This is a genomic window from Streptomyces sp. NPDC059679 (assembly GCF_042734105.1).
In the GTDB taxonomy this organism is placed as follows: domain Bacteria; phylum Actinomycetota; class Actinomycetes; order Streptomycetales; family Streptomycetaceae; genus Streptomyces.
This window is the reverse complement of the sequence record NZ_JBHWES010000061.1, coordinates 38,436-61,606: the sequence shown is the minus strand read 5'-3', so window position 1 is coordinate 61,606 and position 23,171 is coordinate 38,436. Positions and strand designations below refer to the sequence as shown.

Genomic DNA, 23,171 nt, shown 5'->3' with positions numbered 1-23,171 from the left:
TGGGGGAAGGCAGGGTACGGGTGGGTGGGGGAAGGCAGCGTCGGGGGCGGTTGGCGGAGACACAGCGTACGGGGCAGTGGTCCGGTCGGACGGTGGGGTGTCCGGTGAAGGTCACTCAAAGCGTCTTCAAGGCCGCTATTTCGATGGGCAAATGCCGCAGAAAGCGCATGTTTCCTGGTCTTAATCGCCTATGCCTTGCGCGCTTGCGTGCAAACGGTAGTGTTCAGCGCCGGTCGGACTGTGGCGCGATTCCATCGCTCGCACGCGGGCGTGAGTCGTCGCGCGCGCGGGTGAGGTGTGAGAGCGTCATGCTCCCCCGGTCGTCGGCGGTCGGCACCAACAACACCTCGGTCACCGCTCAGAAGCACATGAAAGGAGGCCCGGGGTGTCTGTGGACACGGTGGACCCCTCGCTCGGACCCAAGCCCGAAGCCGGCCCCGAACCCAGTCCCGATCCCGACTCGTCCGACAGTGCGCCGCTGACGCCGCGGACCCGCCGGAGGGCGGCAGCGCTTCTCGACCGATGGCCGTTCCGACGCAAACTCAATGTCCTGGTGGCCGTGCCCGTCGCGGTCGTCGGCGTGCTGCTGGCCGTCGGCGTCACCAGCGAGGTGAACCAGGCCCAGGACGCCGCCCGGACCGCCGACGTGGTGCGTGACAGCACGCAGGTCGCGGAGCTGATCAACGACCTCCAGTCCGAACACCGTCAGGCGCTGCTGCTTTCCGTGCAGCACGACGCGCTCCGGCCCGGCACCGCCCTGCCCTCGACCAACGCATACCGCAAGGCGCAGCGCAAGACCGACGAGCAGGCATCCGCCGTGCGTTCGGCCTTCGACGAGCAGGGCCTGCCGAAGGAGGAGGCACAGGCGCTGGAGTACGTCCGGGGCCTGGCCGTACTGCGCGACAAGGTCGAACGGGGCTCGGTCTCCGCCGCCGGCATCAGCCCGGCGTACTCGGCCGCCGTCGAGTACCTGATCGACGGCATCGGGCTCGACACCTCCTCCGGCACCTCGTCGTCCTCGATCATCCGGCTGCTCGACGCGGTGCTGCGCGCCGACGCCGCCCACGCGGCCTTCGAGAGCGGGGTGTTCTCCGCGCAGACCCAGGACGCCAACGCCCTCACCGAGTACAGCCACGCGGTCAGCGCCCACGCGGTCTACGACTACCAGGTGGATCGGTTCAGCAGGATCGCCACCCGGGAACAGGTCCTGGCCCTCAGCGGCATCGAGCGCGCGGCCGAGCAGAACGGCATCTCGGACCAGTTCGCGGAGCTCCAGATCGACCCGAGCTCTCTGCAGGGCCAGTCGCCGCAGCAGCTGCGCAAGGCGATGGCCGCCGGAACCGACCAGGCCGGGGCCCGCCTCGACATCACCCGGTCGCTCATCGGACAGATCGCCGACCGGGCCGACGGCCTCTCCAGGAGCGCCCTGGACAAGGCGCTGGTCATGATCGCGCTCGCCCTGCTCGGCTTCGCCGTCTGGCTGACGTTCTCCGTTCTGGTCCGCCGCTCGGTCGTACGCCCCCTGGCGGCTCTGACCGGCGCCGCGCACCAGGTGGTCGATGTGGCGGGCCAGGAACTCGCCCGGGTCGAGGACGACGACGACTCGGCGGAGCGCACCCCGCTGACCCCGCAGCCGATCCCGGTCCCGGTCCGCGACGAGATCGGCGACCTGGCCGAGGCCTTCAACCAGGTGCAGATCACCGCCGCGGCGCTGCTGGAGCGGCAGGTGCTCAGCCGCCAGAACGTCGCCGAGATGTTCGGCAACGTCGGGCGGCGCGTCTCCAACCTGACCTCCCGCCAGCTCATGCTGATCGACGCCGTCGAACGCGAGGAGACCGACCCCGAGATCCTGGAACGGCTCTACCGCATCGACCACATCGCCGTACGCCTCCAGCGCAACGCCGACAGCCTGATGCTGCTCGCCGGCATCCGGGAGACGGACGTGGAGGCCCGGCCGATCACCCTGGCCAACGTCATCCGGGCGGGCCTCGGCCGGATCGAGGGGTTCCAGCGGGTGGCCCTGCGGTCCGAGACGGAGATCACCGTCGCGCCCGACATCATCGCCGACCTGACGCTGATGCTCGCCGAGCTGCTGGAGAACGCGGTCTCCTTCTCGCCCTCCCACACCCCCGTCGAGGTGGTCGTCCGGCCCGGCAGCGACGTCAGCTCGGACGGCGGGGCGCTGATCGAGGTCATCGACCACGGCCTGGGGATGAGCGCGGAACGCCTCGACGAGGAGAACGCCCGACTCGTCCGCCGCGAGCGGCTGGACCTCGTACCGAGCAAGGTGCTCGGCCTCTTCGTGGTCGGCAGCCTCGCCCGGCGCTGGGGCATCCGGGTCTCCCTGAGCCGTACGCCCGGGGGCGGGGTCACCGGCTCCGTCTGGATCCCGGCCGCGCTGATGCTGACCGTGAGCCCGCTGGACCTGGCGCCGGCGACGGACGCGGGTACGGCGACGGATGCGGCTACGGCGGCGGACGCGGCCAAGGGCGGGACCGTATGGGAACTCCCGGCGAGGCCGGACCCCCTGACGCAGCCCGAGCGGGATTCCGCCGCGCCCACGCCGCTGCCCGTACGGACCCCCACCACCGCACCGGCGCAGCCGGGCGGGCTGCCCCGGCGCGTCCCGAAGCGCAAGGGGACGGACGGGCCGGCGGCCGGCGCACCGGCCACCGGGACATCCACCATCGACTCACCGTCCTCCCGCCCGCTGCGCAAGCGGGTACGGGGAGCGACCCTCGCCACGACCACGGCGCCCGCCGACCGGGGCATCCCGGCCGTGCGCGGGCCCGTCGACGCCGAGGCGGTCCGCAGCGAACTCGACGAGTTCGAGGCCGCCGTACGCAGGGCCCACCAGGACAGCGCCGCGACCCCCACGGAACCAGCACCGTCCCACGATCAGAGACCCAGGAAGGAGTCGGGCAGTGACAACGCCGACAGATAACGGCAGTTCCGAGGAGCGGGCGGAACCCACCGATCTGCGCGCCGCCGCGGCCGACTTCACCTGGCTGCTGGACCGGTTCGCAAGCGAGACCGCCGGAGTGGTGGACGCCATCGCGGTGTCCTCCGACGGACTGCTGATCGCCGTCTCCCAACTGCGCGAGCAGGCCGACTCGGAGCGGCTTGCCGCGATCGTGTCCGGCATCACGAGCCTCGCCGCGGGCGCCTCCGGCAACTACGGCCTCGGCGGCCTCAACAAGGTCATCATCGACTTGGAGGGCGGCCATGTGCTGGTGTCGGCCATCGGCAGCGGGGCCGTTCTGGGCGTAGTGGCCTCGAAGGAGGCCAAGCTGGGCAATATCGCCTATGAGATGGCCCTGTTCGCCAACCGGGCCGGAGCCGCGCTCACTCCCCAGCTGGTGCTGGAGCTGAAGAAGAGCGCCGGCTCCACCCCGGCCGGCTGACCCGTCCCACCAACCACATGGGGGGCAGAGGGCACAGGCATTCAGAAGGGGAACGTGATGGCCGCCGGTGAACCAGTACCGCACGGGGCGCACGAGGCACGCGAGGCGCTCGAGTCAGCGGGCAGTGCCTGGGAGCCGCCGGAGCCGGTCGGCCGCGCCTCCGCGATCCGGCCGTTCCTGCTGACCGCCGGCCGGGTGTCGGGTGGCGGCGCCGGGCCGTCGCTCCCGGTCGAGTCCCAGATCGTGGCGACCTCGACCGGGATCTCCGCCCTGGGGTCGCTGGCCTTCGAACAGCACGACCTCGTCGCCGCCTGTCGACGCCCGCAGTCGGTGGCGGAACTGGCCGCCCGGCTGCGACTGCACCTCAACGTGGTCCGGGTACTGGCCGAGGACCTGTGCACCGCCGGGCATCTGGCGGTCCATGTGCCAGACGCCGGGACGACCCACGACATCTCCGTACTGCGAAGGGTTATCGATGGTCTCCGTGCCGTCCCCGACTCACGGGGCACACTCCGCGACAGCAGCTGAACAGCCACCGTTGCCGGTCAAGATGGTCATCGCCGGTGGCTTCGGGGTCGGCAAGACCACGGCCGTGGGCGCGATCTCCGAGATCCGACCGCTGACCACGGAGGCCGCGATCACGGAGGTCGCGGCGGGCGTGGACGATCTCACGCACACGCCCGGCAAGACCACCACCACGGTCGCCATGGACTTCGGCTGCATCACCATCTCCCCGACACTGAAGCTCTACCTGTTCGGCACGCCGGGTCAGGACCGCTTCGGTTTCATGTGGGACGACCTGGTCGAGGGCGCCCTCGGCGGTCTGGTGATCGTGGACACCCGCCGCCTGGACGACTGCTACGCGGCGGTGGACTACTTCGAGCACAAGGACATCCCCTTCGCCGTCGCCGTCAACGCCTTCGACGGGGAGGTCGCGCACGACCTCGACGAGGTGCGGTGGGCGCTGGACGTCTCCGAGCACGTACCGGTGATCGTCTTCGACGCCCGGGAGACGGGCTCGGTCCGGGACGCGCTGCTGGTCGTGCTCGATGTCGCCCTGGCCCGAGCGGAGAGCGCGGCCGTGAGCTGAGGCTGAGCGAGGAGTGGAGGAGCGGGGGAGGAGGATGGCGGGATGACCACCACCTCGCGCGCCCATTCGTTCAACGCGGCCGCCGCCCAGTACGCCGCGAACCGCCCCTCCTACCCGCCCGCCCTGCTGGACACCATCGATGAGCTCATGGACCGTCCCCTCGCCGGTGCCCGCGTCGCCGACGTCGGCGCGGGCACCGGAATCGCCACGGTCCTGCTGCGCGAACGCGGCGCCGATGTGCTCGCCGTAGAGCCCGGCGACGGTATGACGGCCGAGTTCCGCCGTACGCTGCCCGGCGCGCCGATCGTCCGCGGCGACGGCAACGCCCTGCCCCTCGCCGACGCGTCCCACGACCTCATCACGTACGCCCAGTCCTGGCACTGGACCGACACCACCCGCTCCGTCCCCGAGGCACTGCGCGTCCTGCGCCCGGGCGGCGCGCTCGCGCTCTGGTGGAACACCAGCGCCCTCGATGTGCCGTGGATCGCCGCGCAGGACGAGCGCGTCGCCCACCACTGCGGGGTGAAGTCCCCCTCCAAGGAACGCCCCGACGACGAACGCGCCATCCAACTCGCGGGCCTGGCGGGGCTGAGCGTCACACGCCGCAAGCTGCGCTGGAGCCGCGCCGTCCCTCTGGACACCCATCTGGCGAACATCGGCAGCCACTCGGCGTTCCTCGTCCTGGGCGAGGCCGGCGCCCGTGCCTTCCTCACCGAGGAGCGCGGCCGCCTGGGCGCGATCTTCCCGGAGGGGATGGTGGAGGAGACGTACGTGGTAGACCTCCTGGTGGCGGCCCGGCCCTAACCCTGCCGAACGTCCGCGCCCGTGTCCGTGTCGGCCGCGGCACGACTGGCCAGCCGCTCGTAACGCTGCCGAGCGGCCTGCGGAGTCCCGAGCCCGAGCCCGAAGGCCACCTCCTGCCACGTCATTCCGCGCCCCCGCGCCATCTGGAGCAGCCCGACCTCCAGCTCGTCCATCTCCCCGCGCACCAGCGGTACGAGGCTCAACGCGGCGGTGATATCGGCCTGATCCACCTCCGCCTCCCCCTCAACCGGCTGCGCGGCCCCACTGAGCAGGAACGACACCAGCCTGACGGCCTCGTGCGGACCGATGAGCGAAGCATGCGCCTGCCGCCGACGCTGCTCGTCGGTGGCTGCGTGCCGCTCGGCGATGCGCATCAAGGACGCGTAGACGCGGTGGGCTCGCGCCTGGTCGGGCGACGGGGGTGTGAAGGGATCGGGGTGCTGATCGGGAGTTGACGACATGAGATCAGGATGGGCGGTGCACGATCTGATGTCAACTGATCGTTGTAAACAGAACGTTCAAATGCTGCGGGCCTTCGCGGCCGCGGCGTGTCGGGCCTGCGTGGTGTGCCGAGTGCCCTGTAGCGCAGCGGAGATCAGTCGAAATAGGCGACCAGCCGAACCCCTCGTGGGCCGAAGCGTCCCGCCAGAGCCTCCATCACGGCGAAGACGTGCTCCCAGCCGCTGCCGGGCCCGATGGCCTGCCCGCGCGTGACACGGTGGAAGCCCAGCGTCGCTGATCCCGATGTCCAGGTTCCGTGGCGAGCCGTCGCAGGGGAACTGCCGACCGGGGGTTCCCCGAAGCGGTTGATGATCTCGATCGGCCAGGTGTCCGTCACCCAGTACTCCCAGACCGCTGCCGACGTCTCGGGCTCCTGGACTCGTAGGAGCCCGCGGGATCCTCGGGGAACGGCGCTCATGTCGATGGCCTCCAGCTCCTGCCACGCGACCCAGGTGGCACCGTGGAGCGTGTCGAGAGGAGCCCATCGCTCATAGTCGCCGCGGACCTGGGCTGAGACATCCCCCGGCAGCCCGCGACCGGCGGCCACCGGTTCCCAGCCGGCGTAGTTCCGGACACCGAAGAGGCATCCGAAGGCCGTGTAGTCGTTCCCGGAGTACAGCGGGGACAGGTCCATGGCGTACAGCCACGGCGCGTCGTCGTACCAGTCGTGATCGGCACATGGATGGCGGGTCTCGATGCAGCCGTAGATGTCCGTGCTCACGCCGGAAGGTTAGGAACCCCGGGGAACGTACGGCCAGCGCTTTTACGGTGCCGTCTGCCTCCCCCGGACCAGGCGGCGTCTCCTGGTCCGGCGCGGGCCGGGAGACGGCGGGTTCAGAGGAAGCTCAGAAGTTCCTGTGAGAGTCTGGCGCGCCTCAAGGCCGGCACGCGGGGCGCACGTGCGCGCGCCGCCCTGTCATGGTCACCTCTGGAGGAAACACCTGATGAGCCTCACCGTGATCAACGGTCTGCCCGTACACGTCCTGGTCGTGCACTTCGTCGTCGTGCTCGTTCCTTTGACCGCCCTGGCGGTGCTGGCTGGCGCGATATGGCCGAGTGCGGCCCGGCGGATGGGAGTTGTGCTCCCCCTGCTGGCCCTTGTGACGCTGGCGAGCGTGCCCGTGGCCACGCAGGCCGGCGAGTGGCTGGAGGAGCACGTCGACAGCAACGCCCTGGTGCGCAGGCACGCCGAACTCGGCGACGGGTTGCTTCCCTGGGCCGCGGGCCTGTTCGTGCTGGCGACGGCGGTCTGGTGGACGACCCGCAGGTCGACGTCGGCGGAGGCGGCCCCCGGGGAGCGGACCCGGGCAGCCACGCCCCGGTCCGCGCTGATTGTCCGTGTCGTGGCAGTGGTGCTCTCCGTCGGGGTGGCCGCGGGCGCCGTCGTGGACGTGTACCGGATCGGCGACTCCGGAGCGAAGGCCGCCTGGCACGACGGCTTCTCCAGGACCGCCGACGGCGAACGCGGCGACAACCGCTGACCTCCTCGTCCGGCTTTCAGATCTCGCCGAGTTGGTCGGCCAGATCGGTCAGGTCGTCGGCGTACAGGTCGAACCGGTCCGAGGAAGCGGGCGGGTCGCCGACAGGGCGGGCGACGTAGGCGGTGCGCAGGCCGAGGCGCTGCGCTCCGCGCAGGTCCCAGGCGTGGGCGGCGACCATCAGCAGCCGCTCCGGCGGCCGTCCGGAGACGGTGACGGCCAACTGGTAGACCGCCGGGTCCGGCTTGTAGGTCCGGGCGTCCTCGGCGGACAGGGCCTGGTGCCAGCGCAGCCCGGCGTGGGCGTTGAGCCCCAGCAGCGCCGTACGGCTCGCGTTGGAGAGCCCGATCAGCGGGAACCGTTCGGCGAGTCGGGCGAGCCCTGCCACGGTGTCGGGCCACGGCGGGAGCCGACGAGCCGACAGCGCCAGCGCCGCTACGGCGTCCGGGTCGCCGACTCCGGCGGCCTCGGCGACGAGCCTGGCGGCTTCCCGGTCGAGGGCGTCGCTGGTGAGGTAGGGGCGGCCGCCGTCGAGGACGCGACGCTGCTCGCGGTCGATGTGCTGCTGCCACAGCGACAACAGCTGCTCGGCCCTGGGATCTTCGAGAGACGGGTCGAGTTCACGAATGCCGGCGCGGAGTCCGGCGGGTTCGTCGACGAGCGTGCCGAGCACGTCGAACACGACGGCATCGATCTCCAGCACTGACATGAGCGGGCTCTCCCGGACGAAGCTATGTAAGGGCTAAAGTGGCTGTTAGCCGAACGTAGCGAGAGGTTCGCCGAAGATGCAAGTCACGTTGGACGATTACGCCTGGGCGGCGGGGGTCGCGACCGACCTGGTCAACACCACCGCCGAGGTCTGGCGCGGCGACGATCATCTGCCCGACCTGGCCGCCCTCGTCGAGTTCACCGACCAACTCGGAGACCTGTCCGCAAACGACGAGGTGCCCGGCGCGCTTTCCGCACTGGCCCGCCGCGCAAGCACCGCCGACCTCCATGCGGTCCACGCCCTCCGGAAGACCGTGCGCGACCTGATCGACCACCCCGACCGCGACCACCTCATCGCCGGCGCCACCACGCTCACCTCGCCCGCCCAGGGCGCCACCCTGATTCCTGACCCCGCACACGGGAGCCGCACACGCTGGGCCGTCCCACTCCGTGACGGAGTAACCGTCGCCGACGCCCTGTCACTGATCTGCGGCATCGGCATCCTCGGCGTCGTACACACCCTCGGCGAACAGCGATTCCGCCCGTGCACCGCACCCACCTGCCGGGGAGCGTTCATCGACACCACCCGGCCCGGCAGCCGCCGCTACTGCATGCCCGGTCTGTGCGGCAACCGCGTCAACGTCGCCAACCACCGCGCCCGCCGAACCACAACGCGCGATCGGCTCACCAACTCCGAGGGGATCGACTCGCTCGACGCTTAGTAGATCTCCAGGAGCGACAGATACCGTCCTCCGCGAAGATCATTGCCCCGGCGTTCTCCGGTACGGCGTACCAGGCGTCAGCGGCCGGGTTCCCGTCGCGCAGCCACAGCCGCACCTGTCGGCCACACGTGTAAGCGCGCCTCAGCCATAGGCCGTACGAGATCCGGGGCGGCGAGCGCGAGCAGGTGCGCCGAGGTGTCGGCGTCCGGCTCCGGCACGCCGCCTGGTGGTCGTCGGCGCCGTGGGCGCAGGGTTGAAACACGAGCCGGACACCGTCGCCGACCGCCTCTGGCAACTGCACACACGGTCGCCGAAACGTACGCGGTGCTGGCGTAGCCCGGGTGTACCTGCGTGACGCGCGTGTGGCGGGCAGCGGCCGGCCGGTCTGGCCGGGCACGGAATCGGTTGCAGCCCTCATGCGTTGACGAGAGCGTCCGTGGGATTCCGGTGGTGTGCGAGCCGAGTAGTCCGAGCGACCGAGCTGACAGATATTGGAGGGCCGTAATGGCTGCGCAGACGCTGAGGGCCGTGCTGGCGGGCGGATGCTTCTGGGGGATGGAGGAGCTGATCCGCCGCCTTCCGGGTGTGACGGCGACCCGGGTCGGATACACCGGGGGTGACGTGCCGAACGCGACGTACCGTAACCACGGCACGCACGCGGAGGCCATCGAGATCCTTTTCGACCCCGCGAAGACCGACTTCCGCGCGATCCTGGAGTTCTTCTTCCAGATCCACGACCCGAGCACCAAGAACCGCCAGGGCAACGACATCGGCCTCAGCTACCGCTCGGCGATCTACTACGTGGACGACGAGCAGAAGCGGATCGCCGAGGACACGATCGCGGATGTGGATGCCTCCGGACTGTGGCCGGGCAAGGTCGTCACCGAGGTGGAGCCGGTCGGCCCCTTCTGGGAGGCCGAGCCCGAGCACCAGGACTACCTTCAGCGCTACCCGGACGGCTACACCTGCCACTTCCCGCGCCCGGGATGGCGGCTGCCCGCCCGCACGGAGGGCTGACCACGACGCCCCACGCCCCCCTCAGCGCGGCAGCGGCTCAGCGCGGCAGCGTCGCCGGCGTGCCGCCCCGGCCCTCCCAGCCCGCCACGGCCAGCGCCCGGTAGACGGTGTACTCCGCCGCCGGGTCCGTGCCGTACGACCACGGGATCGCGCCCACGTGTCCGTCCACGTGGCGGAGCTGCTCCATCGCCTCCGCGTAGCGCTCGGCGCGCACCAGGAACCAGACCAGCAGATGGCGGACGTGGGGCTGGACCGGGTGGTCGGCCGGGGCTTCGCGGACCGCGAAGAGGGCGCCTTCGATGGCGCGGGTGACGACCGCGCTCTGGTACAGGGTGCGCACCAGGTTGGCCTCCGGGAGGTGCTCGAAGACCGCGAAGAGGGGGAGGGCGGGCAGCAGGCTCTTGGCCGGGGCGGAGCCGGCGGCGGCGTGGCTGAAGGCGTCGGCGAGGTCCTGCGAGCCGTGCCACTTCTCGCACCAGTAGTGGAGCGCGGCGAGGTGGGCGCCCATGTGGTGCGGGGCGCGCTCGGTGACCTTGGACCAGAGCTCTTCGAAGTCGGCCTGCCGGTATACGAGGCCGCGGGCGATGCCGAGCTCGATGATGTACGGCACGGGGTCGTCCGGCGCCAGCCGCGCCGCATCGGCGCAGACCGTACGGGCCTCTTCCAGGATCATCCGGAAGTCGTCGGACGACGGGTCGCGCAGCGCCTGGCGGACCAGGAACTCCGCGTGCACGGCGGCCGCGCCCGGGTCCTCGGGCGCCGCGACCCGCCAGGTGCGCAGCCACATACCGCCCTGACCCGGTGCCTGGGCCAGCTCGAACGCCGCCGCGCCCGCCAGGGTCTGCACCCGCTGCCAGCGCAGCTCGGAGCTCGCGTCGGTGAGGGCCAGCAGGCGGGCGGCGGGCTGCCAGTCCTGGGTGCGCTGGACCTCCTCCAGGGCCTCGATCAGCTCGCGGTCCGGGCCGGGCAGCCGTACGTCCAGCTGGTCGCGCGGTACGAAGCCGTACGCCCCCGGGTCCGTGGCGAGCACCGCGCCGCGGTTGGCCTCGCTGCCGCCGCGCATCCGGCGCACGGCGGGCACGATGAGGACACCGCCGATCATGACGATGGCGATGAGGAAGATCAGATACTCCATGTGTGTCCCCTGCTGCCCCTGCTGTGCCCGGTACCCGTAGTGAGAACGTGTGTGCTCCAGCCTATGTGCCCGCCCGGTCGTTGAACCCGCTAGTACCGCGGTGGGCATTACCCTCGGCCCCATGACCGAGCAGCACACCCAGCAGCCCGACCCGCACGACGGTGCGGGGCGCAGCGCGCAGAGCTTCGAAACCCTCGCCATCCACGCGGGGCAGGAGGCGGACCCGCTCACGGGCGCCGTCGTCCCTCCGATCTATCAGGTCTCCACCTATAAGCAGGACGGGGTGGGCGGGCTCCGCGGCGGATACGAGTACAGCCGCTCCGCCAACCCCACCCGCACCGCCCTCGAGGAGAACCTGGCGGCGCTGGAGGGCGGGCGCCGCGGCCTCGCCTTCGCGTCCGGGCTCGCCGCCGAGGACTGCCTGCTGCGCACGCTGCTGGTGCCCGGTGACCACGTCGTCATCCCGAACGACGCGTACGGCGGCACGTTCCGCCTCTTCTCCAAGGTCGCCGAGCGGTGGGGCGTGGAGTGGTCGGTCGCCGACACCTCCGACCCCGCCGCGGTGCGGGCCGAGCTGCGGCCCCGTACGAAGGTGATCTGGGTCGAGACGCCGAGCAATCCGCTGCTCGGCATCACCGACATCGCCGCCCTCGCGGACATCGCGCGTACCGCCGGGGCCCGCCTCGTCGTCGACAACACCTTCGCCAGCCCCTATCTGCAGCAGCCGCTCGCGCTGGGCGCCGATGTCGTCGTGCACTCGACGACCAAGTACATGGGCGGCCACTCGGACGTCGTCGGCGGCGCGCTCGTGGTCTCCGACCCCGCCCTCGGCGACGAACTGGCCTTCCACCAGAACGCAATGGGCGCGGTCGCCGGGCCGTTCGACTCCTGGCTGGTGCTGCGCGGCATCAAGACCCTCGCCGTACGGATGGACCGGCACAGCGCGAACGCCACGCGCGTCGCGGAGCTGCTGGTCGCGCACCCCAAGGTGACCGAGGTCTTCTACCCGGGGCTGCCCGGGCACGCGGGGCACGAGGTCGCGGCCAAGCAGATGCGGGCCTTCGGCGGCATGGTCTCCTTCCGCGTCGCGGGCGGCGAGCAGGCGGCGGTCGACGTCTGCGACCGGGCGCGGCTGTTCACGCTCGGCGAGTCGCTGGGCGGCGTCGAGTCGCTGATCGAGCACCCGGGCCGGATGACGCACGCCTCGGTGGCGGGGTCGGCCCTGGAGGTGCCCGCCGATCTGGTCCGGCTCTCGGTGGGCATCGAGGCGGTCGACGATCTGCTCGCGGATCTCAGCCAGGCCATCGCGTAATCCGGTTCCTGGTTCTCGGGTAACCCCGTCCGTCTACCGCCCTCACCACCCCTCCAGGGGAGGCGTGGTGTCGGTCGGCGGCGTCGTCCACGGCTGGACGATCACCGCCCAGACCGTGAAGGCGATGATCGCGGCGATCAGCAGGACCCAGCCGACGGCCCGTACGGCGCGGTGGCGGCGCAGCATCCGCCGCCCCCGCCCGGCCGCTCGGTCGGCCAGGTCCGGCGGCACGGCCGGGTACGGGCCGTTCAGCATGCGGCGGACCTCGTCCTCCTTGCGGTCGGGGAAGCTCATGAGTCCGCCTTGCGGTCCGGGAAGCTCATGACGCCGCCCCCGCCGCCCGGCGGGGCTCCGGGCGTTCGCGTCGCGTCTCCGGCGCGTGGCTGCGCATCAGCGCCACCGAGCGCGTACAGATGGCGCGCACCCGCTCGACCGGCAGCCCGAGAGCGGCCGCGGCCTGCTCCTCCGCCACGCCCTCATGCAGCCGCAACACCAGCACCAGGCGTTCCTGCGGGGTGAGCCGTCCCAGGAGGCCGTCGCGCGGCCGGCGGTAGCGCCAGGCGCGGTTGGCGAAGAGGGTGGCCAGTTCCCGGCGGGTGTGGTCGTACGGATCTTCTCCGCGCAGCCGGTCCCAGCGGGCGTAGGTGCGGGCGAGCGCGGCGGTCAGCAGGCGCTCGGCGGCGCTGTTCTCCCCCAGTGGTCCCCCTGGAATGTCCCCCGGTGCTTCCCCTGTGAGCAGTGTGGCCGCATGCAGCAGCCGACCGCCCGCCCCCGCGGCGAACGCCGCGAACTCCCGGGCGCGGCGGCTTTCCCGTGCTGCCCGCCTCTCGCGCACCCGTCCTCCGCCTCCCGTCCCTTTCAGGACACGGGTCCCCCTTCAGGACACGGCAGGCACGGCCACTTGGTCAAGAGGCGTGCCCCCGCAGGTGCCGCGGGGTGGCTCAGGATGCGGACGCCGCCTGGGGCACGGTGGCGTGCGCGGCGGCCAGCGCGACGTTGAAACGGGTGAGCAGATCGCAGAAGATGTCCCGCTCCTCCACGGTCCAGCCGTCGGTCACCTGCGCCATCAGGGCGCGCCGTGAGGACCGCACCTCCTCCAGACGGGCCTTGCCGCGCGGGGAGAGCTGGAGGACGACCGCGCGGCCGTCCTCGGGGTGGGAGGTGCGCTTGACCATGCCGGAGTCGACGAGCGGGGCGACCTGGCGGGTGACCGTGGACGAGTCGATGCCCATGCCCGCGGCGAGCGCCTTGACTCCCATCGGTCCTTCCTTGTCGAGCCGGTTGAGCAGCAGATATGCCGCGCGGTCCATGGAGTTGCGGGCCTGACCGACGCCGCCGAGGCGGGTCTGTTCGGCGCGCCGGGCGAAGACCGCGACCTGGTGCTGCAGGAGGTCGAGTACGCCGGTGTCGAGGTGGGTCGTCATGTCCGATTGGGTGGGCATGGACTAAGGCTCACTTCATGCGGTGGTCTGTGGGATGGGGCACAGAGTACGCGGCTGGGGGCCCGCCCGTACGGGGGCTGCAGAAACCTGCCGTCCGGATCCGGCCGCCGCTGGTGCGCGTGGGGCGAGCTGCGAGACTTGGGACCATGGCCCCACGCACTACCCGCACTTCCGGTACCTCGTCTTCCGGTGTTCCGACGTCCGTGATCACGCTCGACGAGGTGCGTGCGGCGCAGAAAATGCTCTCGGGGGTCTCCCGGGTCACCGCGCTCGAAGGCAGCCGCTATCTGTCCGGCCTGGTGGGTTCGCCGGTGCATCTGAAGTGCGAGAACCTGCAGCGTACGGGCTCTTTCAAGCTGCGCGGGGCGTATGTACGGATCGCCGGGCTCAGCGCCGAGGAGCGGGCCGCGGGCGTGGTGGCGGCCAGCGCCGGGAACCACGCGCAGGGCGTCGCGCTCGCCGCCTCGCTGCTGGGTGTGCGTTCGACCGTCTTCATGCCGCAGGGCGCGCCGCTGCCGAAGATCGCGGCCACCAGGGACTACGGCGCCGATGTGCGGCTGCACGGCCAGATCGTGGACGAGACGATGCGCGCCGCGCAGGAGTACGCCCGGCGCACGGGCGCGGTCTTCATCCACCCCTTCGACCACCCGGACATCATCGCCGGGCAGGGCACGCTGGGCCTGGAGGTCCTGGAACAGTGCCCGGAAGTACGCACGGTCGTGGTCGGCGTCGGCGGCGGCGGGCTCGCGGCCGGGGTGGCGGTGGCGGTGAAGGCGCTGCGGCCGGACGTACGGGTGGTGGGGGTGCAGGCGGCGGGCGCCGCGGCGTATCCGCCCTCGCTGGCCGCCGGGCATCCGGTGTCGATCGAGGCGCCCACGACGATGGCCGACGGGATCAAGGTGGGGCGCCCCGGCGATGTGCCGTTCCGGATCATCGACGAGCTCGTGGACGAGGTCCGTACGGTGTCCGAGGACGCGCTGGCCGCGGCGCTGCTGCTGTGTCTGGAGCGGGCGAAGCTGGTGGTCGAGCCGGCCGGGGCCTGCTCGGTGGCCGCGCTGCTCGCGGAGCCGGAGTCCTTCGAGGGGCCGGTGGTGGCGGTGCTCTCGGGCGGCAATGTGGATCCGCTGCTGATGCAGCGCATCCTGCGGCACGGCATGGCCGCGGCGGGGCGCTATCTCTCGCTGCGGCTGCGGCTCACGGACCGGCCGGGGGCGCTCGCCACCCTGTTGGCGGCACTGACGACGGTCGATGCGAATGTGCTGGACGTGGGCCATGTACGAACCGATCCGCGGCTCGGGCTCACCGAGGCCGAGGTGGAGCTGCACCTGGAGACGAAGGGGCCCGAGCACTGCGATGAGGTGCGGGAGGCGCTGCGCGAGGCGGGCTACCGGGTGTTGCCGTAGGGCTCCCCGCGCCTGAGTTCCCGGCTGCCTTCCCCTGAGTCCCAGGCTCCCTTCCCCCGCGTCCCTTGCCTCGTGTCCCTTGCCCCGTGGTTTTCCACAGGCGGTTTTCCACAGGCATGGACAGGCTGGGTAATTCGGGCGAAAGTTAAATCCTTCTGCGAGCACGCCCGATGGGGGACGCATATGCCAGGTGCCATCTATGCCGAAGGTCTGGTGAAGACCTTCGGCGATGTCAGAGCCTTGGACGGGGTCGATCTCGACGTACCGGAAGGGACCGTGCTCGGGCTGCTCGGGCCCAACGGGGCCGGGAAGACCACCGCGGTGCGGGTGCTGACCACGCTGCTGGAGCCGGACAGCGGTAAGGCGAGGGTGGCGGGTGTGGACGTGCTGCGCCACCCCGATCAGGTGCGCCGTTCGATCGGGCTGTCCGGGCAGTTCGCCGCCGTGGACGAGTATCTGACCGGCCGTGAGAACCTGCGCATGGTGGGCCAGCTGTACCAGATGGGCGCGCGGGAGGCGAAGGCGCGCGCGAGCGAGCTGCTGGAGCGGTTCCATCTGGCGGACGCGGCCGACCGCGTCGCCAAGACGTACTCCGGCGGGATGCGCCGCCGGCTGGACCTGGCGGCCGCCCTGGTCGTCAGCCCGCCGGTGATGTTCATGGACGAGCCGACCACCGGCCTCGACCCGCGAAACCGGCAGGCGCTGTGGGAGGTCATCCAGGAGCTGGTGGCGGGCGGCACGACGCTGCTGCTGACGACCCAGTATCTGGAAGAGGCCGATCATCTGGCGCATGACATCTGTGTGATCGACCGCGGCCGGGTCATCGCGCGCGGCACCTCCGACCAGCTCAAGGCCCATACGGGCGGGGAGCGGGTGGAGGTGGTGGTCCATGAGCCCGCCCATATCGAGGTCGCGGAGGAGGTGCTGCGGGGCTTCGGCAAGGGCGAGATCGCCGTGCAGCGGCACACCCGTAAGGTCACCGTCCCGGTCGTCGGCGGGGCCAAGCTGCTCGCCGAGGTGATCCGGGAGCTGGATGCGCGCGGGGTGGAGATCGACGACATCGGGCTGCGCCGCCCGACTCTCGACGATGTGTTCATCTCGCTCACCGGCCACGGTGCCGAGGGCGGCGACGGTGCCGAGGAGGAGGTCAGGTGATGGCCAGAGTGGAGGAGACAACGCCCGAGTCCACTCCCGGGGCGACCGATACGGCCTCTGGGACGGCTGCCGACACGGCCCCCGGGGCGGTTTCCGGGGCGGCTGCGGCGCGTGGGGGCCGCGTCGCCGTAACCCCGCGGGTGTGGGGCGGGCCCGTCCAGTCGGTCCGCGACTCGCTCGTCGTGGCCCGTCGGAATCTGATCCGCATGATGCGGATTCCCGAGGTGGTGGTGTTCGGCCTGGTCCAGCCCATCATGTTCGTGGTGCTGTTCAGCTATGTCTTCGGTGGCGCGATCATGGTCCCGGGGCAGAGCAGCGCCGACGCGAATGTGTATCGGGAGTTCCTGATGGCGGGGATCTTCGCGCAGACCGTGACCTTCGCGACGGCGGGCGCGGGCGCCGGGATCGCCGACGATATGCACAAGGGGCTGATCGACCGTTTCCGCTCGCTGCCGATGGCGCGCGGCGCGGTGCTCACCGGCCGTACGCTGGCGGATCTGGTGCAGACGGCGCTGACGCTGGTGGTGCTGGCGATCGTCGCGGTCATCGTGGGATGGCGGATCCACGACGGGGTGCTGAAGGCGCTCGCGGCCTTCGGGCTGCTGCTTCTGCTGGGGTATGCCTTCTCATGGATCGGCGCGCTGATCGGGCTGTCCGTGCGGACCCCGGAGGCGGCCACCTCCGGCGGGCTGATCTGGCTGTTCCCGCTGACGTTCATCTCGAACGCGTTTGTGCCCTCCAGCAAGATGCCCGCGTTCCTGGGGCATATCGCCGACTGGAATCCGTTCAGCGCCACGGTGCAGGCGAGCCGCCAGCTGTTCGGTAACCCCGAGGGGCTGGTCTCCGACGCCTGGCCGATGCAGCACCCGGTGCTCGCCTCGGTCCTCTGGTCGACCCTGATCATCCTGGCCTTCCGGACGCTGGCGGTCCGTAAGTACCGCTCGGCGACCGCCTGAGCGAGGCGGTCGCCGAGATCGGGCCGAGATCGGGCGCCGGGCCGAGATCGGGCGATCATCGGCCCTGGCGGGGCGCGGCGTCAGCTCTGGTAGGGCTTGGCCTCGAGGATCTTCACCGACGCGGTGCGGCCGTTCGGCAGCTCGTACGAGGCGTCCTCGCCGACCTTCTTGCCGTTCACACCCGAGCCCAGCGGGGACTGCGGCGAGTAGGTCTCGATGTCCGAGCTCGCGTACTCGCGGGAGGCCAGCAGGAACGTCAGGCTGTCGTTCGGGTCGCCGTCGAAGGCGATGGTGACGACCATGCCCGGAGCGACCACGCCGGTGTCCGCGGGGGCCTCGCCGACCTTCGCGTGCTGCAGCAGCTGCGTCAGCTGGCGCACGCGGAGCTCCTGCTTGCCCTGCTCCTCCTTGGCGGCGTGGTACCCGCCGTTCTCCCGCAGGTCACCTTCCTCGCGGGCAGCCTCGATCTTCTTCGCGATCTCGACACGTGCGGGACCCGACAGGTACTCCAGCTCGGCCTTGAGCTGGTCGTACGCCTCCTGGGTCAGCCAGGTGACGTTCTCGCTGGTCTGGGTCACAGGTGCTCCTCGTCGGTGCTGGGAATACAAATGAACGCCCTACTCAGAAGGGTGCGCCTTCAAAGCCGGGCGAAACCACGAGCCTAACAATTCCGGCTCGAAACGGGGAGGAGGAATGTGGGCGCAATGTGGATGAAACGCGTCAGTGCAGGTCAGACGGGGCTCAGTGGCCCGACACCGGATCGCAGCCGACCAGCTCGGCGCTGGTCGCCCGACCCGTGGTGCGCACCGTCACGATCTTGACCGCATCGCCCTGGCCCTTGCTGAAGGTGAAGTCCTTGCGCCCCACCTCGCCGTGCTCCTTGTCGAGGGTACGCACGGTGCACACCCCGGTGGTGGCGGTGTCCTTGGTGATCTCCAGACGCACCTCGACGGCGCTGTCGGAGACCACCTTGAAACCGGTCACCTGGCCGCTGATCTCCTGCTGGCCGGTGATGTACGAATAACCAAACCAGGCGATCATGGCAAGGAACCCGGTGCCGAGCACGGCACCCAGGATCTTCAGCTTGCGGTCGGCACGCTGGTCCGCCGACCGGCCGTAACGCCCGTCATGCAGCCCCTCGTGGACCGTGGCCATGATCGTTCCTCCTGGTTGGCGGACCCGGAATTATTCGCCCCCGGTTTGGGTCACTATAGAAGCCGTCTTCCACGACGAATCACCGAGGATCGAGACTTGACTGATCAGCTGCGTTTGATGGCCGTCCATGCCCACCCCGACGACGAGTCGAGCAAGGGCGCGGCCACCATGGCCAAGTACGTGTCCGAGGGGGTGGACGTGCTGGTCGCGACCTGCACAGGCGGTGAGCGCGGGTCCATCCTCAACCCCAAGCTCCAGGGGGACCCCTATATCGAGGAGCACATCCACGAGGTACGCGCCAAGGAGATGGACGAGGCGCGCGAGATCCTCGGGGTCAAGCAGGAGTGGCTGGGCTATGTGGACTCCGGGCTGCCCGAGGGCGACCCGCTGCCGCCGCTGCCCGAGGGCTGTTTCGCGCTGCAGGATGTGGACGAGGCGGCGGGGACGCTGGTCAAGCTGATCCGCGAGTTCAAGCCGCATGTCATCACCACGTATGACGAGAACGGCGGTTATCCGCACCCCGACCACATCATGACCCACAAGATCTCGATGGTGGCCTTCGACGCCGCGGGGGACCCGGAGAAGTACCCCGAGGCGGGCGAGCCGTGGCAGCCGCTCAAGCTCTACTACAACCAGGGCTTCAACCGGCCGCGCACCGTCGCGCTGCACGAAGGGCTGCTCGCCCGCGGCATGGAGTCGCCGTACGGGGAGTGGCTGGAGCGCTGGAAGCAGTTCGAGCGGGCCGAGCGCACCCTGACCACCTTTGTGCCCTGCGCGGACTTCTTCGAGATCCGCGACAAGGCGCTGATCGCGCACCGCACCCAGATCGATCCCGACGGCGCCTGGTTCCGGGTGCCGATGGACATCCAGAAGGAGATCTGGCCGACCGAGGAATACGAGCTCGCGAAGTCGCTCGTGGACACATCCCTCCCCGAGGACGACCTCTTCGCAGGCATCCGCAACAATTGAGCTCATGATGAGCGCGACCAGCACCCTCGCCATGACGCATCTCGTGCCGCTCGCCAAGGAGCTCGACGAGAACAAGGTGACGCCGGGCGTCCTCGGCTTCATCGTCTTCGCGTTGATCGGCGGGGCGGTGTGGCTGCTGATGAAGTCCATGAACAAGCACATGAAGAAGGTGGACTTCGAGGAGGAGCCGGAGGCCGGGCAGACCGCCCCGGCCACCGCGTCCTCGAAGGCCGCCCCGGGCGCCAAGGGCGAGCGCACGGCCTGACCGCCCGCGGCGCCGCCCTGACGGCCCGCGGGCCGACCGTCTCGCCGCCCCGACGGGCCGCGGGCCGATGCCGGCCGTCCGGCGGCCCGGTCCTGACGGCCCGCTGCCCGGCGGTCCGTGGCCCGAGGCGGGACCCGGGGTCCGTCGGGCCGAGTCGTGTCATAGATCACCCCGGTCGTCCTGGGCGGCGTCGGCGCCCCCCGCGGCGCCCCCGCCGCGCCGCGCACCCGTCTCGGTCGGCAGGACCGCCATGACCTCGCGGGAGTGGCGGCTCGGCACCATGCCGAGCTGCCACGCCTGCCATCCCGTCTCCGGCTCCACGCCGCGCTCCAGCACCAGCGTGAACGCCTCCGCGCACCCCTCCAGCCGCGCGTCCCCCGCCCAGTCGGCCGACCGCAGCTCGCCCAGCAGTTCCGCCAGCTCCTCCTGGGCCACTGCCGTGCCCACGACCGAGCCGCCCGCCGAGGCGAACGGCAGCAGTGTGCAGCGCAGGAACCGGGCCCAGCTCTCGCCGCGCCGGTCGCCGTACTCCGCGAACAGCCGGGCCGCCTCCTCCACCAGGTCCAGCGCCTGCTCCGCCCGCCCGTTTCCCGCGTCGATCACCGCGAGCTCCACACAGGACCACGCCTCGCCATGGGCCACCCCCACCCGGCGGAAGTCCTGCCGCGCGTCCTGCAGCAGCTGCCGCGGGAATCCGCTGTTGCGCAGGGAGCCCGTCTGCACCGCCCGCAGATCCCGGGTGACCCGCGCGGAGTGGTGACGGGCGCACGCCAGCCCGTACACATCCCGCATCCGGCTGAACATCGTGCGGGCCCGCTCCAGGTCGCGCACCGCCGAGTCATGGTCGCCGCGCTCCTCCAGCGCCTGGCCCAGGTAGTAGAGCGTCCATGCCTCGCCGCGCGCGTCCTCGTTCTCCCGGTGGCGGGACAGGGCCTGGCGCAGCTGGTCGACCGCGGCCGACGCCTCCCCGGCCACCAGCCGGGCGCGGGCCAGCTGGGTCAGCGCCCATGCCTCGCCGCGCTGGTCGTGGGTGCGGCCGTAGGCATCCAGCGCCTCGTGCAGCTCCCGCTCCGCGCGCGGCACCTCGCCCATGCGCAGACACGCCTGGCCGAGCTGGAAGTGGGCCCACGCCTGGCCGTGCACGCTCTCGCTCTCCCGGTGCAGCTCCAGGGCCGCGTCCAGCAGCTCCAGCGCCCTGCCGAGCCGGCCCCGGTCGCGCTCCACCGCGGCCAGCGCGTGCATCGTCCACGCCCGGTCCGCGCGCAGCTCATCGGCCGCCTGAAGCTCCATGGCCTCGGTCAGCTTCGCCGCGGCCTCGGTGAGATTGCCCTGGTGGTGCAGGGTGATGCCCAGGCTGCACAGCGCGCGGGCCGCGCCCGCCTCGTGCTGCGCCTCGAAGTACAGGTCGACCACCGAGGACAGGGTGGTGCGGGCCTGGTCGAGCTCGCCCAGCTGCCGGGCCGCGATGCCGGTGCGCCACTGCACCGAGCGCATCAGCAGCCCCTGGTCCACGGCCTGGGTCAGCTCGCTGATCTCGCCGAGCCGGTACAGATCGCCGCGCAGCAGGCAGTAGTCGCACAGCGCGCCCAGCAGATGCAGCACCGCGGACTGGTCCACGCCCTCGGCGTGGCGCAGGGCGGCCGTGATGAAGCTCGACTCGTCGTCCAGCCAGCGCAGCGCCGCGTCCAGGGAGGTGAAGCCATGGCCGCCCGCCGCGCCCCTGGTGAACATGTCGGCGCGGGTGGAGGTCTTGCCGTCGACCATCCGGATCACCGAGTCCGCCAGCTCGGCATAGCTGCGGATCAGCCGCTCCTGGGCGGCGGTGCGCCGGGCCGGCTCCTCCTCGTCCATCAGCCGGCCGTGGGCGAAGGCGCGCACCAGGTCGTGCAGGCGGTAGCGGCTGCCGCGGACGTGCTGGAGCAGCCCGGCGCGGGCCAGCGCGTCCAGGTGGCGGACCGCCTCCTGGTCGTCCGTCTCCAGCAGCGCCGCCGCCGCGGCTGCGCCCAGGCTGGCCCGCCCGGCCAGTGCGAGACGGCGCAGCAGCCGCCGGGCGCCCTCGGTCTGGTCGGTGTAGCGCAGCCACAGCGCCCGCTCGACGGGGCCCACCGGGCCGTACGCCTCCAGGGCGGAGACCAGCAGGCCGGGGGTGCGGGCGGGGAGCGAGGAGCCGGCGATGCGCAGCGCCAGCGGCAGCCGGCCGCACAGCTCGGCGATCCGCTCCACGGACTGCCCGTCATAGGGGCCGGCCCCCGTCGGCTCCTCGGCTGAGGCGCGCAGCAGCTCCTCGGCGCCCGGCTCGTCCAGCGGGCCGACCTCCAGCCGGTGGACCCATGCGGCCAGATCGGGCGGCAGCGCGAGCGGGGCGCGCAAGGTGACCAGGACCAGGCTGTCGGACCGCTCCGGGACCAGCGTGCGCACCTGCTCGGCGTCACTGGCGTCGTCCAGCACGATCGTCACGGGCAGGCCGGTCAGATGCTGGTGGTAGAGCTCGGTGAGCCGCTTGACGTGCTGCCCCTGGGCCGAGCGCTCCCGGAAGAGCAGCTGGTCGCGGGGCGCGCCGAGCCGGTTGAGCAGGTGCAGCAGCGCGTCCCGGGTGGGCAGCGGGGCCTGGCCGGGGCTGTCGCCGCGCAGATCCACCAGGCAGGCGCCGCGGAACTGGTCGCGCAGATGGTGGGCCGCCCGCACCGCCAGCATCGTCCGGCCCGACCCGGGCGGGCCCTCCAGCAGCACCACGGTCGGTCTGGTCTCCGTGCTCGCCCGCGCCTGCTGGACCCACTGGGCGATCTGGGTGATCTGGGCCCGGCGCCCGGCGAACGGGCCGTCCGCCTCGGGCAGTTGGCCGAAGGACTGCTCCAGCACACTGCGCCTGCGGGCCGCCTGGCTGCGGTCCGCGCCGCGCAGCCGGACCGCTTGGCCGCCGCGGCCCGCGGAGCTCGCGCGCCCGCCGGAGCCCGCGCGGCCCGCGTCGCCCTTGCCCGAACCGGACCCGGCGCCCGCGGTGGAGCGGGCGGGCCGGTCGGTGCCGCCGCTGCCGCGGGTGGCGGCCGTCGTCATCCGATGCCGGTCGATGAACGGCCGGATGCCGCGCACCTCCACGGCGGTCAGCCACTGGAGCCTGAGCTGCTCCGCCCCGCCCGGCTGGTTGCGCAGCGCGGCCCGGCGGTGGGCGGCAGGCCAGTGGCCGGCCGTGAGCCCCACGACCGCGGCCGCCGAACCGGCCACCGCCGCGGTCACGCCCGCGCCCAGCGCCGTGGCCGCCGAGGTGCCCCAGGAGAGGTCCGCGCCGAACGCCCCGGCGGCGGCGACCGCGGTGGCCAGCATCGGCGGGCCCATCTGCCGGCGTGTCAGCCGCGACGAAAGCGGCCGGCTCTCCGCCTCCGACTCCTCCAGCGCGCGCAGATACGCGCCGTACTCCTCGGCGGCCGTCGCCGCCATGCTGTCCAGCGCGGCCCGCGCACGGCCCAGTAGCACCCCGCCGTCAGTCCGCCCGCCGGAGCGCCGCACCTCCTCCTCGACGGCACGCGCGAGCAGCCGCTCGACCTCTCCACGATGACTGTCCCGCAGCGCGGTCGGTGATCCCGGCATCTTCGTCCCCCTCCTGCCAGCATCAAGTGTTCCGTTTCTGGCTCATATCCGGCAGGCCTGTGGATAACTC

General features: G+C 71.6%; 24 protein-coding genes. 14 read left to right on the top strand and 10 right to left on the bottom strand.

Features of this window, described 5'->3' with window-relative positions; translation table 11 throughout:
• Window positions 1-391 precede the first annotated feature (391 nt).
• Genes ACFV2X_RS42470 through ACFV2X_RS42450 form a run of 5 tightly spaced genes read left to right on the top strand, consistent with a single transcriptional unit; the run spans window position 392 to window position 5,298 of the window.
• Window positions 392-2,944: an ATP-binding protein gene (locus tag ACFV2X_RS42470; protein ID WP_385626759.1), complete on the top strand. Its 2,553-nt coding sequence runs from the start codon at window positions 392-394 to the stop codon at window positions 2,942-2,944.
• Complete coding sequence (locus tag ACFV2X_RS42465) at window positions 2,925-3,404, top strand: roadblock/LC7 domain-containing protein (RefSeq protein WP_385626724.1); 480 nt, start codon at window positions 2,925-2,927, stop codon at window positions 3,402-3,404. Before ACFV2X_RS42470 ends, ACFV2X_RS42465 begins: the two co-directional genes overlap by 20 nt.
• A 57-nt stretch (window positions 3,405-3,461) precedes the next feature.
• A complete protein-coding gene (locus tag ACFV2X_RS42460) occupies window positions 3,462-3,932 on the top strand; it encodes a DUF742 domain-containing protein (RefSeq protein WP_385626722.1) in 471 nt (156 codons plus the stop codon).
• Window positions 3,880-4,494 (top strand): ATP/GTP-binding protein, encoded by a 615-nt coding sequence (locus ACFV2X_RS42455; RefSeq protein ID WP_385626720.1) that lies wholly within the window; start codon window positions 3,880-3,882, stop codon window positions 4,492-4,494. Before ACFV2X_RS42460 ends, ACFV2X_RS42455 begins: the two co-directional genes overlap by 53 nt.
• A gap of 42 nt (window positions 4,495-4,536) precedes the next feature.
• Entirely contained in the window at window positions 4,537-5,298 is a 762-nt protein-coding gene (locus ACFV2X_RS42450; protein ID WP_385626718.1) for a class I SAM-dependent methyltransferase, read from the top strand.
• Here the strand turns inward: ACFV2X_RS42450 and ACFV2X_RS42445 are convergent.
• On the bottom strand, window positions 5,295-5,759 hold the full coding sequence (locus tag ACFV2X_RS42445) for a DNA-binding protein (protein WP_385626716.1): 465 nt from the start codon (window positions 5,757-5,759) through the stop codon (window positions 5,295-5,297). The two genes, ACFV2X_RS42450 and ACFV2X_RS42445, sit on opposite strands and share 4 nt — an antisense overlap.
• Window positions 5,760-5,893: 134 nt before the next feature.
• Window positions 5,894-6,520 carry a hypothetical protein gene (locus tag ACFV2X_RS42440; RefSeq protein WP_385626714.1) on the bottom strand — a complete coding sequence of 209 codons (627 nt, stop codon included), beginning with the start codon at window positions 6,518-6,520 and terminating at the stop codon, window positions 5,894-5,896.
• 223 nt (window positions 6,521-6,743) lie between these two features.
• Between ACFV2X_RS42440 and ACFV2X_RS42435 the strand changes: the two genes are divergently transcribed.
• A complete protein-coding gene (locus ACFV2X_RS42435) occupies window positions 6,744-7,280 on the top strand; it encodes a DUF2231 domain-containing protein (protein ID WP_385626712.1) in 537 nt (178 codons plus the stop codon).
• 16 nt (window positions 7,281-7,296) lie between these two features.
• Here the strand turns inward: ACFV2X_RS42435 and ACFV2X_RS42430 are convergent, their stop codons facing one another.
• A complete protein-coding gene (locus tag ACFV2X_RS42430; RefSeq protein ID WP_385626710.1) occupies window positions 7,297-7,986 on the bottom strand; it encodes a haloacid dehalogenase type II in 690 nt (229 codons plus the stop codon).
• 76 nt (window positions 7,987-8,062) lie between these two features.
• Between ACFV2X_RS42430 and ACFV2X_RS42425 the strand changes: the two genes are divergently transcribed.
• Both ACFV2X_RS42425 and msrA read left to right on the top strand, forming a co-directional pair.
• The gene (locus ACFV2X_RS42425) at window positions 8,063-8,707 is read left to right on the top strand and encodes a CGNR zinc finger domain-containing protein (RefSeq protein WP_385626708.1); all 645 of its coding nucleotides are present in this window, start codon (window positions 8,063-8,065) and stop codon (window positions 8,705-8,707) included.
• A 504-nt stretch (window positions 8,708-9,211) separates the two neighbouring features.
• Complete coding sequence (gene msrA, locus ACFV2X_RS42420) at window positions 9,212-9,724, top strand: peptide-methionine (S)-S-oxide reductase MsrA (protein WP_385626706.1); 513 nt, start codon at window positions 9,212-9,214, stop codon at window positions 9,722-9,724.
• Window positions 9,725-9,761: 37 nt separating this feature from the next.
• Here the strand turns inward: msrA and ACFV2X_RS42415 are convergent, their stop codons facing one another.
• Entirely contained in the window at window positions 9,762-10,859 is a 1,098-nt protein-coding gene (locus tag ACFV2X_RS42415) for a hypothetical protein (RefSeq protein WP_385626704.1), read from the bottom strand.
• A 121-nt stretch (window positions 10,860-10,980) separates the two neighbouring features.
• Between ACFV2X_RS42415 and ACFV2X_RS42410 the strand changes: the two genes are divergently transcribed.
• Window positions 10,981-12,171 carry a cystathionine gamma-synthase gene (locus tag ACFV2X_RS42410; protein WP_385626702.1) on the top strand — a complete coding sequence of 397 codons (1,191 nt, stop codon included), beginning with the start codon at window positions 10,981-10,983 and terminating at the stop codon, window positions 12,169-12,171.
• Window positions 12,172-12,213: 42 nt separating this feature from the next.
• Here the strand turns inward: ACFV2X_RS42410 and ACFV2X_RS42405 are convergent, their stop codons facing one another.
• The 3 genes from ACFV2X_RS42405 to ACFV2X_RS42395 all read right to left on the bottom strand — a co-directional run bounded on the left by ACFV2X_RS42405 (window position 12,214) and on the right by ACFV2X_RS42395 (window position 13,613).
• Window positions 12,214-12,465 (bottom strand): hypothetical protein, encoded by a 252-nt coding sequence (locus ACFV2X_RS42405; RefSeq protein WP_089505139.1) that lies wholly within the window; start codon window positions 12,463-12,465, stop codon window positions 12,214-12,216.
• Window positions 12,466-12,490: 25 nt separating this feature from the next.
• Window positions 12,491-13,006 carry a sigma factor-like helix-turn-helix DNA-binding protein gene (locus ACFV2X_RS42400; protein WP_385626700.1) on the bottom strand — a complete coding sequence of 172 codons (516 nt, stop codon included), beginning with the start codon at window positions 13,004-13,006 and terminating at the stop codon, window positions 12,491-12,493.
• A 106-nt stretch (window positions 13,007-13,112) separates the two neighbouring features.
• On the bottom strand, window positions 13,113-13,613 hold the full coding sequence (locus tag ACFV2X_RS42395; RefSeq protein ID WP_385626698.1) for a MarR family winged helix-turn-helix transcriptional regulator: 501 nt from the start codon (window positions 13,611-13,613) through the stop codon (window positions 13,113-13,115).
• Window positions 13,614-13,759: 146 nt separating this feature from the next.
• Between ACFV2X_RS42395 and ilvA the strand changes: the two genes are divergently transcribed.
• The 3 genes from ilvA (at window position 13,760) to ACFV2X_RS42380 (ending at window position 17,127) form a co-directional block, all read left to right on the top strand.
• Complete coding sequence (gene ilvA, locus ACFV2X_RS42390) at window positions 13,760-15,016, top strand: threonine ammonia-lyase (protein WP_385626696.1); 1,257 nt, start codon at window positions 13,760-13,762, stop codon at window positions 15,014-15,016.
• 183 nt (window positions 15,017-15,199) lie between these two features.
• Entirely contained in the window at window positions 15,200-16,171 is a 972-nt protein-coding gene (locus tag ACFV2X_RS42385) for an ATP-binding cassette domain-containing protein (protein ID WP_385626695.1), read from the top strand.
• A complete protein-coding gene (locus ACFV2X_RS42380) occupies window positions 16,171-17,127 on the top strand; it encodes an ABC transporter permease (protein ID WP_385626693.1) in 957 nt (318 codons plus the stop codon). The genes ACFV2X_RS42385 and ACFV2X_RS42380 overlap by 1 nt, the downstream gene beginning before the upstream one ends.
• Before the next feature lie 80 nt (window positions 17,128-17,207).
• Here ACFV2X_RS42380 and greA read toward each other — a convergent pair whose 3' ends face one another.
• Both greA and ACFV2X_RS42370 read right to left on the bottom strand, forming a co-directional pair.
• On the bottom strand, window positions 17,208-17,705 hold the full coding sequence (gene greA, locus ACFV2X_RS42375) for a transcription elongation factor GreA (protein WP_089505133.1): 498 nt from the start codon (window positions 17,703-17,705) through the stop codon (window positions 17,208-17,210).
• 163 nt (window positions 17,706-17,868) lie between these two features.
• Window positions 17,869-18,282, bottom strand: coding sequence for a DUF4307 domain-containing protein (locus tag ACFV2X_RS42370; RefSeq protein WP_385626691.1), 414 nt, complete (start codon window positions 18,280-18,282; stop codon window positions 17,869-17,871).
• 96 nt (window positions 18,283-18,378) lie between these two features.
• On the opposite strand from ACFV2X_RS42370, the gene mca reads away from it, so the two are divergent.
• Entirely contained in the window at window positions 18,379-19,251 is an 873-nt protein-coding gene (gene mca, locus ACFV2X_RS42365) for a mycothiol conjugate amidase Mca (RefSeq protein WP_089505131.1), read from the top strand.
• Between the two features lie 7 nt (window positions 19,252-19,258).
• Complete coding sequence (locus ACFV2X_RS42360) at window positions 19,259-19,516, top strand: hypothetical protein (protein ID WP_385626758.1); 258 nt, start codon at window positions 19,259-19,261, stop codon at window positions 19,514-19,516.
• 159 nt (window positions 19,517-19,675) lie between these two features.
• On the opposite strand, the gene ACFV2X_RS42355 is transcribed toward ACFV2X_RS42360, so the two are convergent.
• A complete protein-coding gene (locus ACFV2X_RS42355; protein ID WP_385626689.1) occupies window positions 19,676-23,101 on the bottom strand; it encodes a tetratricopeptide repeat protein in 3,426 nt (1,141 codons plus the stop codon).
• Between the last annotated feature and the right edge of the window lie 70 nt (window positions 23,102-23,171).

Coding starts and splice junctions, on each gene's coding strand:
- ACFV2X_RS42450 (WP_385626718.1), top strand. CDS start 4,537: ATGACCACCACCTCGCGCGCCCATTCGTTCAACGCGGCCGCCGCCCAG.
- ACFV2X_RS42435 (WP_385626712.1), top strand. CDS start 6,744: ATGAGCCTCACCGTGATCAACGGTCTGCCCGTACACGTCCTGGTCGTG.
- ACFV2X_RS42445 (WP_385626716.1), bottom strand. CDS start 5,759: ATGTCGTCAACTCCCGATCAGCACCCCGATCCCTTCACACCCCCGTCG.
- ilvA (WP_385626696.1), top strand. CDS start 13,760: ATGGCCCCACGCACTACCCGCACTTCCGGTACCTCGTCTTCCGGTGTT.
- ACFV2X_RS42385 (WP_385626695.1), top strand. CDS start 15,200: ATGCCAGGTGCCATCTATGCCGAAGGTCTGGTGAAGACCTTCGGCGAT.
- ACFV2X_RS42425 (WP_385626708.1), top strand. CDS start 8,063: ATGCAAGTCACGTTGGACGATTACGCCTGGGCGGCGGGGGTCGCGACC.
- ACFV2X_RS42360 (WP_385626758.1), top strand. CDS start 19,259: ATGAGCGCGACCAGCACCCTCGCCATGACGCATCTCGTGCCGCTCGCC.
- ACFV2X_RS42455 (WP_385626720.1), top strand. CDS start 3,880: ATGGTCTCCGTGCCGTCCCCGACTCACGGGGCACACTCCGCGACAGCA.
- ACFV2X_RS42355 (WP_385626689.1), bottom strand. CDS start 23,101: ATGCCGGGATCACCGACCGCGCTGCGGGACAGTCATCGTGGAGAGGTC.
- ACFV2X_RS42405 (WP_089505139.1), bottom strand. CDS start 12,465: ATGAGCTTCCCCGACCGCAAGGAGGACGAGGTCCGCCGCATGCTGAAC.
- ACFV2X_RS42415 (WP_385626704.1), bottom strand. CDS start 10,859: ATGGAGTATCTGATCTTCCTCATCGCCATCGTCATGATCGGCGGTGTC.
- ACFV2X_RS42370 (WP_385626691.1), bottom strand. CDS start 18,282: ATGGCCACGGTCCACGAGGGGCTGCATGACGGGCGTTACGGCCGGTCG.
- ACFV2X_RS42395 (WP_385626698.1), bottom strand. CDS start 13,613: ATGCCCACCCAATCGGACATGACGACCCACCTCGACACCGGCGTACTC.
- ACFV2X_RS42430 (WP_385626710.1), bottom strand. CDS start 7,986: ATGTCAGTGCTGGAGATCGATGCCGTCGTGTTCGACGTGCTCGGCACG.
- msrA (WP_385626706.1), top strand. CDS start 9,212: ATGGCTGCGCAGACGCTGAGGGCCGTGCTGGCGGGCGGATGCTTCTGG.
- ACFV2X_RS42410 (WP_385626702.1), top strand. CDS start 10,981: ATGACCGAGCAGCACACCCAGCAGCCCGACCCGCACGACGGTGCGGGG.
- ACFV2X_RS42380 (WP_385626693.1), top strand. CDS start 16,171: ATGGCCAGAGTGGAGGAGACAACGCCCGAGTCCACTCCCGGGGCGACC.
- ACFV2X_RS42460 (WP_385626722.1), top strand. CDS start 3,462: ATGGCCGCCGGTGAACCAGTACCGCACGGGGCGCACGAGGCACGCGAG.